Source organism: Nocardia brevicatena NBRC 12119, assembly GCF_000308495.1.
Classification (GTDB): Bacteria; Actinomycetota; Actinomycetes; order Mycobacteriales; family Mycobacteriaceae; genus Nocardia; species Nocardia brevicatena.
This window is the reverse complement of sequence record NZ_BAFU01000061.1, coordinates 15,425-28,152: the sequence shown is the minus strand read 5'-3', so window position 1 is coordinate 28,152 and position 12,728 is coordinate 15,425. Positions and strand designations below refer to the sequence as shown.

Genomic DNA, 12,728 nt, shown 5'->3' with positions numbered 1-12,728 from the left:
GATAACCTCAGCGCATGGCGACTATCGAAGAGGCACTGGAGATCGAACGCCTCGAGCGCGATATCTTCCGCGGCGCGTCCACCAAGACCCAGCTGCCTCGTACGTTCGGCGGGCAGGTTGCGGGCCAGGCCCTGGTTTCGGCGGTGCGGACCGTGGAGCCGCGGTTCCAGGTGCATTCGCTGCACGGTTACTTCCTGCGGCCCGGCAACCCCTCGGAGCCGACGGTCTATCTGGTCGACCGGATCCGCGACGGACGGTCGTTCTGCACCCGACGGGTCACCGGGGTGCAGGACGGCGCCGCGATATTCACCATGTCTGCCTCCTTCCACGTGGGTGACGAGGGTCCGACGCATCAGGACGAGATGCCGGCGGTGCTGCCGCCCAAGGGGCTGTCCGACGCCAAGACCAGCATGGACCCGGAGCGGTTGTGGGCCATGCGGGAATGGGAGCACTGGGATATCCGTCCGGTGCCCCAGGACGCGGTGACGCAGCGGCCCGGCGTGGTGTCACCGCAGCAGGTGTGGTTCCGCTACCGGCACCCACTGCCCGACGATCCGCTGTTCCACGTGTGCACGCTGGCCTATATGAGTGATATGACGCTGCTCGGCTCGTCCAAGGTGACCCATCCCGACGAGCCCACCCAGAATGCCTCGCTCGATCACGCCATGTGGTTCCTGCGCCCCTTCCGCACCGACGAATGGCTGCTCTACGACCAGTCCTCGCCGTCGGCCGGTTTCGGCCGAGCGCTCACCAGCGGCAAGATCTTCGACGGCGAGGGCAGACTGGTCGCCGCGGTGGTGCAGGAAGGGCTGATCCGGACCCCGCGGACGAGTTGACGTACCATATCGCCTGTGAGCCCGCCCACACGCGGTCCGCTCGTAAGCTCACTGTCGTGAACGAAGCAGCGGTATCCCCCCTCACCGCCGGTGCCGGGAGCGCAGCGGTCGTCCCCGTCCCGGCGCAGGTCGCCGATGACCGCCCCACCATCGGTGTGCTGGCCTTGCAGGGTGACGCCCGCGAACACGTCGCGGTACTGCGGGAGTGCGGGGCCGATCCGGTGCTGGTGCGTCGTCCGGACGAACTGGCCGCCGTGGACGCGCTGGTACTGCCGGGTGGCGAGTCCACCACCATCAGCAAACTGCTGCAGGTGTTCGATCTGTTGGAGCCGCTGCGGGCCCGCTTGCGCGACGGGATGCCCGCCTACGGCTCCTGCGCCGGGATGATCCTGCTGGCCGACGAGGTGCTCGATACCCGTCCCGACGCGCGGCATCTGTCCGGAATCGATATGACGGTGCGGCGCAACGCCTTCGGCCGTCAGGTGGACTCCTTCGAAACCGATCTGGATTTCGCCGGACTCGAGGGCGGTCCGGTCCGGGCGGTGTTCATTCGGGCGCCGTGGGTCGAGCGGGTCGGGGACGGAGTTCAGGTACTGGCGCGGGTGCCGAGCGGTCCGGCCGCGGGTCGTATCGTGGCCGTGCGGCAGGGGCGGGTGCTGGCCACTTCCTTTCACCCCGAGGTCACCGGCGACCACCGGGTACACCGGATGTTCGTCGACCTGGTGCGTGAGGGTTCCGACGCCTGCCGGTAATTTGGAATACCACACATGCCATCGACCTGAAGGAAGTAGTGAATGAGCGGCCACTCCAAATGGGCCACCACCAAACACAAGAAGGCTGTGATCGATGCGAAGCGCGGCAAACTGTTCGCCAAGCTGATCAAGAACATCGAGGTGGCGGCCCGGACCGGTGGCGGCGATCCGGAGGGCAACCCGACGCTCTACGACGCCATCCAGAAGGCGAAGAAATCGTCGGTCCCCAACGACAATATCGAGCGTGCCCGCAAACGCGGTGGCGGTGAGGAAGCCGGGGGCGCCGACTGGCAGACCATCATGTACGAGGGCTACGGGCCCAACGGTGTCGCCGTCCTCATCGAATGTCTGACCGACAACCGCAACCGCGCCGCGAGCGAGGTGCGGGTCGCCATGACCCGGAACGGCGGCAATATGGCCGACCCGGGCTCGGTGTCCTACCTGTTCCACCGCAAGGGCATTGTCACCCTGGAGAAGAACGGCCTGGCCGAAGACGACGTGCTCGCCGCAGTCCTCGACGCCGGCGCCGAGGAGGTCAATGACCTCGGGGAGTCATTCGAGGTCATCAGTGAGCCGGGTGACCTGGTCGCGGTGCGGTCGGCACTGCAGGCCGCGGGTATCGACTACGACTCCGCCGAATCCGGTTTCCAGTCGTCGGTGAACGTGGCGGTCGACGTGGAGGGCGCCCGTAAGGTGTTCAAACTGGTCGACGCGCTCGAGGACAGCGACGACGTGCAGAACGTCTACACCAATGTCGATGTTTCCGACGAGGTTCTCGCCGAGCTCGAGGACTGAGCGGGGCCCAGGGTCGTCACGGGGCGGTTCGCCGGTGTGCGGACCGCCGCGCCCTGTTGTAGGGCGACCGTATCCGGGTCAGGATTCGAGTCCCTCGTAGTAGGACTTCATGGCGGGGAAATAGTCGTCGAAATCCGGGCGGGGCGCGCCCGTCCGGGAGGCGCCCAGCGCGTCCAGGTAGTACTCCCATCCCGGGCCGACCTCGGCGATATTCGCCTCCGAATCCAGGTGGTGGGTGAATACCAGTTCGGTGGTTCCGTCGCGTTCGGACAGTACCGCCTCCAGATGCCAGCTGCCATGGTCGTCGATGGTTCGGATGACGAGGCGCCGCGGTGGTTCGCAGATATCGATGGTGGCGTCGAACCAAAGCTGTTCTTCTTCGAACACCATCTGCAGGCGGACGGTCTTCCCGGGACCCGCCTCGCCTTCCCACGGCCCTATCCAACGAGCGGTGCGCTCGGGCTCGGTGATACTGGCCCAGATGTCGTCGATCGGGGCCCGGTAGGTGCGGGTGAGCACCAGATCGCGGCCGGTGGCGGTGTGTCGCAGCCGTCCGTTCGGGTCGGGGGTTGTGGTCATGCCGTGTCCTTTCGTGTTCGATCGGGATGGTCCGCGTGGTCGGATACGCGGGCTCCTTCGGGCGCCGTCCGTTCGTCTCGGTGGGGTGTGGCCGTTTCGGGGTGGTGTGTCGCCTCGGTACGCCGTTCGCGTCGGGTGCGGTAGACCTCGGTTTCCAGGGCGTCGAGACGGTGCTCCCATTCCGTGGGACGGTCGAGGCGGGCGATCCAGTCGGACAGGGCACGCAGCGGTTCGCTGTCGAGCGTGTAGTACCGCTGCCTGCCGATCAGTTCGTCGTGGACCAGTCCGGCGGCCCGCAGAACCCGCAGGTGGCGGCTGATAGCGGGCCGGCTTATCGAGAAGCGTTCGGCGATGGCGCCCGCGGTGAGCCGCGTCCGGCGCAGCATCTCCAGGATTTCGCGTCGTATCGGATCGGCGATCGCCCCGGCCACCTCGTCCACGGAAAAAGAGTAACCACTTAGTTACGCTTTTGTCCAGGGTTCGTCCGAAGTCCGATCGGAATCCATCGGATGGTGCGCGAAAGGCCGCGACCCCGCCGGCCGTGGTGGCAGACGGGGTCGCGTTCGAGTGAACAGCCGGGTCATTCCGCGATGCTGGTGTGATAGCTCCATTCGTAGATGGGCAGATCCCCATTCGGGGTGTCCTTGTGCCGAGGGGTGGGAGTGAAATGCTCGTAGCCGCCCCGGAACGGAATCCTGACGTTCGAATCCGGCGACTCGACGGGGACGATGCGGTCGGGCAGGTCCTTGGGCCCGCCCTCGAGGACAGCCATACCTGCGGTACTCATACCTCAGATGGTAAGAGCGAGTCCCGGGTCGGTGGAAGAATCCCGGGCATGGTCTCGCTGATGCTGGTTCGCGGTGATATCACCGAGCAGAACGTGGACGCGGTGGTCAACGCCGCCAACTCCTCACTACTCGGCGGCGGGGGAGTCGACGGAGCCATCCACCGCCGTGGCGGTCCCGAGATCCTCGCCGAATGCCGGCGGCTGCGCGAAACGCGATACCCCGACGGGCTGCCCACCGGCCGGGCCGTGGCCACGACGGCCGGCAGGCTGCCCGCCCGCTGGGTCGTCCACACCGTCGGTCCGGTCTGGTCCGCCGGCGAGGACCGTTCGGCACTGCTGGCATCCTGCTATCGCGAATCCCTGCGGGTGGCCGACGAACTGGGCGCGCGGACGGTGGCGTTCCCCGCCGTCTCGACCGGTATCTACGGCTGGCCCATGGACGACGGGGCGCGTATCGCCGTGGATACCGTGCGCGCGACCCCGACCGCGGTGGCCGAAGCGCGGTTCGTGGTCTTCCACGAGACCGCCTATGCCGCGTTCACCGCGATCCTGGCGGGTTGAATCCGCCGACCGAGCGGGTGTCGCCGGCGGCGACGAGCCGAGGGCTGCACTAGACTTCGAACAACTGTTCGTGTTTCGGAAGGGGTGTCCGTGCGGGTGATGGGCGTCGATCCCGGGCTCACCCGGTGCGGTCTGAGCATGGTCGAGGGCGGAGCGGGCCGTACGGTTCGGGCTCGCGACGTGGCCGTGGTGCGGACCCCCGCGGAACTGGATCTCGCGCAGCGACTGCTGCGCATCGCCGATGCCGCCGAACAGTGGATGGACACCCACCGGCCCGACGTGGTGGCGATCGAGCGGGTATTCGCCCAGCACAATGTGCGCACCGCCATGGGAACCGCGCAGGCCGGGGGGATTATCGCGCTGGCGGCCGCGCGACGTGGTATTCCGGTGGCGTTCCACACCCCGAGCGAGGTGAAAGCCGCCGTCACCGGATCGGGTTCGGCGGACAAGGCCCAGGTGACCGCCATGGTGACCCGTATCCTCGGGCTCGCGGAGGCGCCGAAGCCGGCCGATGCCGCCGACGCGCTCGCGCTCGCCATCTGCCATTGCTGGCGGGCGCCGCTCATGGCCCGGATGGCCGAGGCCGAGGCGCGGGCCGAGCAGGCACGCAAACAGTACGTCGAACGGCTCGACCGACAACGAAAGGCGGTGCGCGGGTGATCGCGTCGGTCCACGGAGAGGTACTCGAGCTCGCGCTCGACCATGTAGTACTCGAGGCGGCGGGAGTCGGTTACCGGCTCAACGCCACTCCCGCGACCCTGGCCGGGCTCGGCCGGGGCGAGCAGGCCCGCCTGTACACCGCGCTGGTCGTGCGGGAGGACTCGATGACCCTGTACGGGTTCGCCGATACCGAGGCCCGGGATCTGTTCGGGCTGCTGCAGACGGTGTCCGGTGTGGGTCCGCGGCTGGCCATGGCGGTACTGGCGGTGCTGGAACCGGAAGCGCTGCGCAAGGCTCTGGCGGCGGGGGATATCGCCGCCCTCACCCGTGTTCCGGGAATCGGCAAACGCGGTGCCGAGCGAATGGTGGTGGAGTTGCGCGACAAGGTGAGCCGGGTTCCGGTGCCCGCGAACCCGGCCGGTGCCGTCCCGGCGCCGGTGCTCGCGCCGGTCCGCGATCAGGTCACCGAGGCGCTCACCGGGCTCGGTTTCCCACTCCAACAGGCCGAGAAGGCCGTCGACATGGTCCTCGCCGACCGGCCGGACGCGGACAACTCCACTGTGCTGCGCGCTGCGCTCGGCCTGCTGGGGAAGAACCGGTAGCACGCCATGAACTACGACGAGCCCTACGCCCCCGATACCGCCGCCGACCCCGCGGATTCCCCGGTCCATCCCGACTACCTGCACTCCGACGGCGATATCGAAACCGGCCTGCGCCCCAGCTCACTGGACGATTTCATCGGACAGCCCCGGGTCCGGGAACAGCTCACGCTGGTGCTGCGCGGCGCTCGCGGGCGCGGCGGCACTCCCGACCACATCCTGTTGTCCGGCCCACCCGGTCTCGGCAAGACCAGCCTGGCCATGATCATCGCCGGCGAACTCGGCACCGCCCTGCGCATCACCTCCGGCCCTGCCCTGGAACGTGCCGGTGATCTGGCGGCCATGCTCAGCAATCTGGTCGAAGGCGATGTGCTGTTCATCGACGAGATCCACCGCATGGCCCGACCCGCCGAGGAAATGCTGTATCTGGCGATGGAGGACTTCCGGGTGGATGTGGTGGTCGGCAAGGGACCGGGCGCGACCTCCATCCCGCTGGATATCGCCCCGTTCACTCTCGTCGGCGCCACCACCCGTTCCGGGGCGCTCACCGGTCCGCTGCGCGACCGATTCGGCTTCACCGGGCATATGGACTTCTACGAACCCGAGGAGCTGCTGCGCATCCTGCAGCGTTCGGCGCGGATTCTCGGTGTCGCCATCGACGATGATGCCGCCGCCGAGATCGCCGGCCGCTCCCGCGGCACCCCCCGGATCGCCAACCGGCTGCTGCGCCGGGTCCGCGACTATGCCGAGGTCCGCGCCGACGGCCGGATCACCGTTCCGGTCGTCCGCGCCGCCCTGGAGGTCTACGACGTCGACCCGCTCGGACTGGACCGTCTCGACCGGGCCGTGCTCGGCGCGCTGGTGCGCGGTTTCGGCGGCGGTCCGGTGGGGGTGTCCACCCTCGCGGTGGCGGTGGGGGAGGAGGCGGCGACCGTCGAGGAGGTCTGCGAACCGTTCCTGGTGCGGGCCGGGATGGTGGCCCGTACGCCGCGCGGTCGTGTCGCCACCGCCGCCGCCTGGGAACATCTCGGTATGGTCCCGCCCCCGGATCTGGTCTTCGGGTCGATCGAGGTGCGCGGTCGCGAACCGCACCCGACACTGGACCTGTTCGACTGAACGGGCGGCGGTTCAGTCCTTGCGCACGCCGTCGATCAGCAGTCGCCGGATCGCCTGGTTCGATTCCGCGATGGCGGTCGCGTCCGGGTCGCGTAACCCGTGCAGGAGCCCGGCCAGCAACATGCCGGTGACGGCGCGGGCGGTGTTCATCGTGTCCAGGTCCGCACGCAGGTAGCCGAGCTCGACCCCGTGTTCCAGGTATCCGGCGGTCAGTGCGTCGGCGGTGTCGAGCAGGCCGTAGAGCCGGTGGGTGAGCTCGTCATCGATACCCGTGGCATGGAACAGCAGCAGCTGCGCCACCCCGCGGTCCGCCAGCAGGATCCGGGTCAGCGCGGCGCCGATGCGGTCGAGCTGTGCCCGGTACTCGTCGAGGGTGGCGGCGGCCTCCGGGGCGTTCTCGGTGCCGAGGGCGTCGGTGATCCGGGCGGCCAGGTCGTCGATGACGTGGTCGATGATGTCGCGTTTGTTGCTGAAGTACCGGTAGAACGTCCCATGCCCGATGCCCAGCTCGCGAGCGATATCGGCGATGCCGGTCGCGTGGTAGCCCTTCTCGGCGAAGCAGGCGAAGGCGGTATCGATGATCTCCCGACGCAGTTCGGCCCTGCGTCGTTCGGCCCGAGAGTATGGCTTCGTCACGTCCCCGATGATACGGTCGTCACAAACGGAATGATGTGTCATTCCGTGATAAGTCGTTCTGTGGATGTGGGAGGTTTCGACGTGGCACCTCGATACGACACCGTCGTGGTGGGGGCGGGATTCGGTGGAATGGGCGCGGGAATCCAGCTCGACCGGCTGGGACTGGGCGATTTCGTCATCCTCGAGCGCGAGGACGATCTCGGCGGGACCTGGCATGTCAACCGGTATCCGGGGCTGGCCGTGGACATCGCCTCGGTCACCTACTCGTATTCGTTCGAACCCAACCCGTACTGGACCCGGCTGTTCGCGCCGGGAGCCGAGCTCAAGGAATACGCCGAGCACATCGCCGACAAATACGATCTGCGCCGCCGGATGCGCTTCGGCGCGACGGTCGACGGGGCGCGCTGGGACGCCGAGGACCAGCAGTGGGTGGTCTCGCTCGCCGGTGGCGAAACGCTCACCGCCCGGTACCTGGTGACCGCCACCGGCTTCCTGTCCCAGCCCTATACGCCACCGTTTCCCGGTATCGAATCCTTCGCGGGCAAAATCATCCACACCACCGCGTGGGACGACGGTTACGACCTCACCGACCGCCGGGCGGCGATCATCGGCACCGGCGCCACCTCGGTGCAACTGGTTCCCGAAGTCGCAGCCGAGGTGCGCGAGCTCACCGTCTTCCAACGCACCCCCATCTGGGTGGTGCCCAAGATCGACGCCCCCATCCCGGCGCCCGTACAGCAGCTGTTCGCGCGTGTTCCCGTGACCCAGCAGGCCGCCCGGCTGGTGAACACCGCCATGCTGGAGGCCTTGATGGTGATCGGTGTGCTGCACTTCCGGCAGGCGAAACTGCTGAACAAGGGCGCCGGGCTACTGGCGAGGGCGCACCTGCGCGCCCAGGTCCGCGATGGGCGGACCCGCGCGCAGCTCACCCCGCACTACGATTTCGGCTGCAAACGCCCCACATTCTCCAACCAGTACTTCAAAACGTTCAACGAGCCACACGTCCGCCTCGAGACCAACCCGATCGAGCGCGTCGAACCGGACGGCATCGTCACCGCCGACGGCCACAAGACCGAGGTCGACACCCTGCTGCTGGCCACCGGCTTCAACCTCTGGGACGTGAACTTCCCCGCCTTCGAGATCATCGGCCGCGACGGGGTGAATCTCGGGAAGTTCTGGCGCGAGAACCGTTTCCAGGCCTACGAGGGCATCACCGTGCCCAAGTTCCCGAACTTCCTCAGCCTCAACAGCCCCTATTCCTACAGCGGCCTGTCCTACTTCACCACCATCGAGGCGCAGATGAAGCACATGGGCCGCCTCTTCGGCGAGCTGTCCCGTCGCGGGGAGACGACATTCGAGGTCACCGAGCGTGCCAATACCGAGTTCCTGGACCGTGTCACCGCCCGGCTCGGCTCCTCGGTGTTCTACGGCGGCGACTGCTCGACCGCCCGCAGCTACTACTTCAACCAGCACGGCGAGGCCGCCCTGCTGCGCCCCACCAGCACGGTCGACGCGCACCGGGAGGCGGTGAACTTCCCGCTCGACGACTACGTCTACGGCCGTACCGCCTGATCGCCCGGCCCTCGGGAACGGTTCGAGACGTCGCCGCGGCAGGGCACCGGGACCGGGGCGATTCATCGCGCCTCCGACGGCCGGCGTGCTCTCCGACGGGCCCGAGCCGGAGGGCGTCGAACAGGGGGTTGTGGGTGTGCGGATGTGGCGCCCGTCGTGGAAGCCGGCAGACTGTGTGGGTACCCGTGCCCACAACACCCGGATCAGGAACTGACTTCGACCATGGACCTGTTGTTCCCGCTGCTGTTGGTAGCCCTGCTCGTGCCGATGTTCCTCGGTATCCGCCGTCAGAAGCGGGAGGCCGAGAAGATCTCCGATATGCAGGACACCCTGAAGGTCGGCGACCGGGTCACCACCACCTCGGGCCTGTACGGCACCGTGGTCGAGGTCGATGACACCACCGTCGATCTGGAGATCGCCGAGGACGTGGTCACCACCTGGCTGCGCCAAGCGATCCGCGAGGTGCGCACCGACGACGAGCCGTCGACCGATGAGGCGAGTACCGGCGAGGACACCGCGGCGACCGACAGCGACGCCGTCGAGGAAACCGCCGAGCAGACCGAAACCCGGCTGTCCAAGGACTGAGTCCGGTGTTGTTCGGCGCATGGGCGGGCGCCCTGCGCGGTTACCCCGCGCTGCCGCCTCCGGGCGCCGACCGCCCACGCGCGCAGTTCACCTTCCGGATACCGTCGGTGTCCGGTGAGGGTCGGCGCGTACCCCGACTGTTCCACCCGACTTCCGCCTAGGAGATGACGACCCGTGCCACCGTCCCAGGGATCGGCGCACCACCTCCGCTGGCTCGCTCTGTTCGGCGTGCTGGTGGCCGCGATCTATGCACTGGTGTTCTTCACCGGTGACAAATCCCCGACGCCCAAACTCGGTATCGACCTGCAGGGCGGCACCCGCGTCACCCTGACCGCCCGCACCCCGGACGGGAATCGGCCGAGCCAGGACAGCCTGCGGAAGGCGCAGGAGATCATCGAGAACCGGGTGAACGGGCTCGGTGTGGGCGGCTCCGAGGTCATCATCGACGGAGACAACCTGGTGATCACCGTGCCCGGTGACGACAGCCAGCAGGCGCGCACCCTGGCCACCACCGCCAAGCTGTACATCCGCCCGGTCCTGGACGCCAGGGCCCCCGGCCAGGCAGTGCCGGCCCCCGGTGGGACTCCGACGGCTCCATCCGCGCCGGAGGCCCCGCAGGCTCCCGCCCCCGCCGAGGGTGATTCCGCTGCGGGCGAGGGGATGCCCGGAACGGTCGGCGACAGCGGCTCCGCGGAGAACGGCGCCGGATCCACCGAAGGCACCGGCACCGAGGGCACCAGCGGATCCGCGGCCGATGCCCCGGCGGCCGAGCCGGAGACGCAGGGTTCCGCCCCGCAGCAGCGGGTGTTCCCGGCGCAGGCTCCCACCACCCCGTCGCCCGAGCCGTCGGCGCCGCCGACTCCCGCTCCGGCCGAGCAACCCGACGACACGTCGCTGAGTCCGCAGCAGCGGGTACAACGCGATATCGCGGAGGCCAAGGCCGTCCGGCAGAGCGCCGATCCGACCATCCAGCAGGCCGCGATGGCCGCCATGGACTGCACCGCCCCCGACCCGCTGGCGGGCAACGACGATCCGAACCTGCCGTTGGTCACCTGCTCCACCGACGGCACCGAGGTGTTCCTGCTCGACAAGAGCCGTATCGACGGCCAGGAGATCGCCGACGCCACCTCGGGGCTGAACACCCAGCAGGCACGACACGAGGTCAACCTGGAGTTCAAGGGCAGCGGCAGTGACGCCTGGGCCACACTCACCGGCGAATACCTCTACAAGCGGGTCGCCTTCGTGCTCGACTCGGAAGTGGTGAGCGCGCCGGTCGTGCAGCAGGGCCCGCAGCAGGGCGGCCGCACCCAGATCTCCGGCAACTTCACCGCCACCAGTGCCAAGGAACTGGCCAATACCCTCAAATACGGTTCGCTGCCGCTGTCGTTCCAGACCTCCGAGGCCGAAACCGTCTCGGCGACGCTCGGCCTGTCGTCGCTGAAGGCCGGTCTGATCGCCGGCGCCGTCGGCCTGGCCGTGGTGCTGTTGTACTGCCTGGTCTACTACCGGATGCTCGGCTTCCTCACCGCGCTGTCGCTGGTCGGCTCCGGGCTCGCGGTCTACGGGATCATGGTGCTGCTCGGCCGCTGGATCGGGTTCACCCTGGATCTGGCCGGTATCGCCGGTCTCATCATCGGTATCGGTATGACCGCCGACTCGTTCGTGGTGTTCTTCGAACGTATCAAGGACGAAATGCGCGAAGGACGCAGCTTCCGCTCGGCGGTACCCCGCGGTTGGGCGCGGGCACGCCGCACCATCCTGTCGGGTAATGCGGTGAGTTTCATCGCCGCGGCCGTACTGTACGTACTGGCTGTCGGGCAGGTGCGTGGTTTCGCCTTCACCCTCGGACTCACCACCATCCTCGACGTGGTGGTGGTGTTCCTGGTGACGGCCCCGCTGGTGCAACTGGCCGCCCGTTCCCCCTTCTGGGCGAAACCGTCGGTGAACGGGCTCGGCGCGATCCAGCAGTTGGCTCGTGAGCGCAAGGCGGCCGAGGCCGCGGTCGGGAAGGCGTGAGGACGATGAACAGCCCCGTAACGCACGCGATGGAGCACCAGGCTCCCCAGGACGACGGTTCGACCCTGCCGCGGCACGGTTGGATGAACCGCCTCTACACCGGGACCGGTGTCATCGACGTCGTCGGCAAACGCCGGATGTGGTACGCGATCACCGCGGTGATCGTGCTCGTCTGCCTGGCCGGGATCCTGCTGCGCGGATTCACCCTCGGGATCGATTTCGTCGGCGGCACGCGAATCCAGTTCCCGGCCGGCTCGGCGGATACCGCCGCGGTCGAGCAGGTGTATCACGAGGTCGTCGGCGGCGAGCCCGAGTCGGTGCAGACCGTGGGAAGCGGCGACGCGAAGACCGTCCTCATCCGGTCGGCCGCTCTGGAATCGGACCAGGCCAGCGCCCTGCAGGCCGCGCTGTTCGACCGGTTCCACCCCACCGACGACGCCGGCAATCCGAGTCGTAACGCGATCAGTGTCTCCGATGTCAGCGAGACCTGGGGCGGTCAGATCACCCGGCAGGCGCTGATCGCGCTGGTGGTGTTCCTGGCGCTGGTCACCGTGTACATCACCATTCGCTACGAACGCGATATGGCCCTCGCCGCCCTCGCCGCCCTCGGATTCGACATGCTGGTCACGGCGGGTGTGTACGCGCTCGTCGGCTTCGAGGTCACGCCGGCGACCGTGATCGGCATGCTGACCATTCTGGGCTTCTCGCTGTACGACTCGGTGGTCGTCTTCGACAAGATCGAGGAGAATACCCGCGGTATCCTGCATCTCAACCGGCGTACCTATGCCGAACAGGCCAATCTGGCGGTCAACCAGACGCTGATGCGGTCGATCAACACCGCGGTCATCGGTGCGCTGCCGATCATCGGGCTCATGGTGATCGCGGTGTGGATGCTCGGTGTCGGCACCCTGCAGGATCTGGCGCTGATCCAGTTGGTGGGTCTGGTGGTCGGCGCCTACTCGTCGATCTTCTTCGCCACGCCGGTACTGGTGTCGCTGAAGGAGCGCTGGGGTCCGACCGCCGCGCACACCAAGAAGGTTATGGCGAAACGAGCCGGTGGCGCCGACCGCGCCGGCACGCCGGCCGGCCGACCCGGCCCCCGCGGCGAACGACGGCCGGTCGCCGGTGGACCGCACCCTGACGCGCCGCGGCGGGCCGCGCAACCCGGTCCCCATCCCGGTGCCAGACCGAGTGGGAAACGGCAGAAGAAGCCGTACTGACCAGCGAGGGGGTT

At 68.1% G+C, this 12,728-nt stretch carries 16 protein-coding genes; 12 read left to right on the top strand and 4 right to left on the bottom strand.

Annotated elements, in window-relative coordinates; all coding sequences use genetic code 11:
- The first annotated feature begins 14 nt into the window (after positions 1-14).
- The 3 genes from ON20_RS16145 to ON20_RS16135 all read left to right on the top strand — a co-directional run bounded on the left by ON20_RS16145 (position 15) and on the right by ON20_RS16135 (position 2,383).
- On the top strand, positions 15-836 hold the full coding sequence (locus ON20_RS16145; RefSeq protein WP_040836483.1) for an acyl-CoA thioesterase: 822 nt from the start codon (positions 15-17) through the stop codon (positions 834-836).
- 149 nt (positions 837-985) lie between these two features.
- The gene (gene pdxT, locus ON20_RS16140) at positions 986-1,588 is read left to right on the top strand and encodes a pyridoxal 5'-phosphate synthase glutaminase subunit PdxT (RefSeq protein WP_040836625.1); all 603 of its coding nucleotides are present in this window, start codon (positions 986-988) and stop codon (positions 1,586-1,588) included.
- Between the two features lie 42 nt (positions 1,589-1,630).
- Positions 1,631-2,383 carry a YebC/PmpR family DNA-binding transcriptional regulator gene (locus ON20_RS16135; RefSeq protein ID WP_040836482.1) on the top strand — a complete coding sequence of 251 codons (753 nt, stop codon included), beginning with the start codon at positions 1,631-1,633 and terminating at the stop codon, positions 2,381-2,383.
- Positions 2,384-2,461: 78 nt separating this feature from the next.
- On the opposite strand, the gene ON20_RS16130 is transcribed toward ON20_RS16135, so the two are convergent.
- From ON20_RS16130 to ON20_RS16120, 3 genes are all read right to left on the bottom strand, one after another.
- A complete protein-coding gene (locus tag ON20_RS16130) occupies positions 2,462-2,962 on the bottom strand; it encodes an SRPBCC family protein (protein ID WP_040836481.1) in 501 nt (166 codons plus the stop codon).
- On the bottom strand, positions 2,959-3,402 hold the full coding sequence (locus ON20_RS16125) for a metalloregulator ArsR/SmtB family transcription factor (protein WP_083864959.1): 444 nt from the start codon (positions 3,400-3,402) through the stop codon (positions 2,959-2,961). The genes ON20_RS16130 and ON20_RS16125 overlap by 4 nt, the downstream gene beginning before the upstream one ends.
- Before the next feature lie 140 nt (positions 3,403-3,542).
- The gene (locus ON20_RS16120; RefSeq protein WP_040836623.1) at positions 3,543-3,749 is read right to left on the bottom strand and encodes a DUF5988 family protein; all 207 of its coding nucleotides are present in this window, start codon (positions 3,747-3,749) and stop codon (positions 3,543-3,545) included.
- A 48-nt stretch (positions 3,750-3,797) separates the two neighbouring features.
- Here ON20_RS16120 and ON20_RS16115 point away from each other — a divergent pair, with 48 nt between their 5' ends.
- From ON20_RS16115 to ruvB, 4 genes are all read left to right on the top strand, one after another.
- Positions 3,798-4,310: an O-acetyl-ADP-ribose deacetylase gene (locus ON20_RS16115; protein ID WP_174361895.1), complete on the top strand. Its 513-nt coding sequence runs from the start codon at positions 3,798-3,800 to the stop codon at positions 4,308-4,310.
- A 90-nt stretch (positions 4,311-4,400) separates the two neighbouring features.
- Positions 4,401-4,970 carry a crossover junction endodeoxyribonuclease RuvC gene (ruvC, locus tag ON20_RS16110; RefSeq protein ID WP_040836620.1) on the top strand — a complete coding sequence of 190 codons (570 nt, stop codon included), beginning with the start codon at positions 4,401-4,403 and terminating at the stop codon, positions 4,968-4,970.
- The gene (gene ruvA, locus ON20_RS16105) at positions 4,967-5,572 is read left to right on the top strand and encodes a Holliday junction branch migration protein RuvA (RefSeq protein WP_040836480.1); all 606 of its coding nucleotides are present in this window, start codon (positions 4,967-4,969) and stop codon (positions 5,570-5,572) included. The genes ruvC and ruvA overlap by 4 nt, the downstream gene beginning before the upstream one ends.
- A gap of 6 nt (positions 5,573-5,578) precedes the next feature.
- The gene (gene ruvB, locus ON20_RS16100) at positions 5,579-6,685 is read left to right on the top strand and encodes a Holliday junction branch migration DNA helicase RuvB (RefSeq protein WP_040836479.1); all 1,107 of its coding nucleotides are present in this window, start codon (positions 5,579-5,581) and stop codon (positions 6,683-6,685) included.
- Positions 6,686-6,697: 12 nt separating this feature from the next.
- Here ruvB and ON20_RS16095 read toward each other — a convergent pair whose 3' ends face one another.
- Complete coding sequence (locus tag ON20_RS16095) at positions 6,698-7,363, bottom strand: TetR/AcrR family transcriptional regulator (RefSeq protein WP_051162599.1); 666 nt, start codon at positions 7,361-7,363, stop codon at positions 6,698-6,700.
- 39 nt (positions 7,364-7,402) lie between these two features.
- Between ON20_RS16095 and ON20_RS16090 the strand changes: the two genes are divergently transcribed.
- The 5 genes from ON20_RS16090 (at position 7,403) to secF (ending at position 12,714) form a co-directional block, all read left to right on the top strand.
- Positions 7,403-8,893: a flavin-containing monooxygenase gene (locus ON20_RS16090; protein WP_040836616.1), complete on the top strand. Its 1,491-nt coding sequence runs from the start codon at positions 7,403-7,405 to the stop codon at positions 8,891-8,893.
- 222 nt (positions 8,894-9,115) lie between these two features.
- On the top strand, positions 9,116-9,478 hold the full coding sequence (gene yajC, locus ON20_RS16085) for a preprotein translocase subunit YajC (protein ID WP_040836478.1): 363 nt from the start codon (positions 9,116-9,118) through the stop codon (positions 9,476-9,478).
- 5 nt (positions 9,479-9,483) lie between these two features.
- Entirely contained in the window at positions 9,484-9,639 is a 156-nt protein-coding gene (locus ON20_RS37960; protein WP_218002535.1) for a hypothetical protein, read from the top strand.
- A gap of 13 nt (positions 9,640-9,652) precedes the next feature.
- On the top strand, positions 9,653-11,494 hold the full coding sequence (gene secD / locus ON20_RS16080) for a protein translocase subunit SecD (RefSeq protein WP_040836477.1): 1,842 nt from the start codon (positions 9,653-9,655) through the stop codon (positions 11,492-11,494).
- A 5-nt stretch (positions 11,495-11,499) separates the two neighbouring features.
- On the top strand, positions 11,500-12,714 hold the full coding sequence (secF, locus tag ON20_RS16075; RefSeq protein ID WP_040836476.1) for a protein translocase subunit SecF: 1,215 nt from the start codon (positions 11,500-11,502) through the stop codon (positions 12,712-12,714).
- Positions 12,715-12,728: the final 14 nt, after the last annotated feature.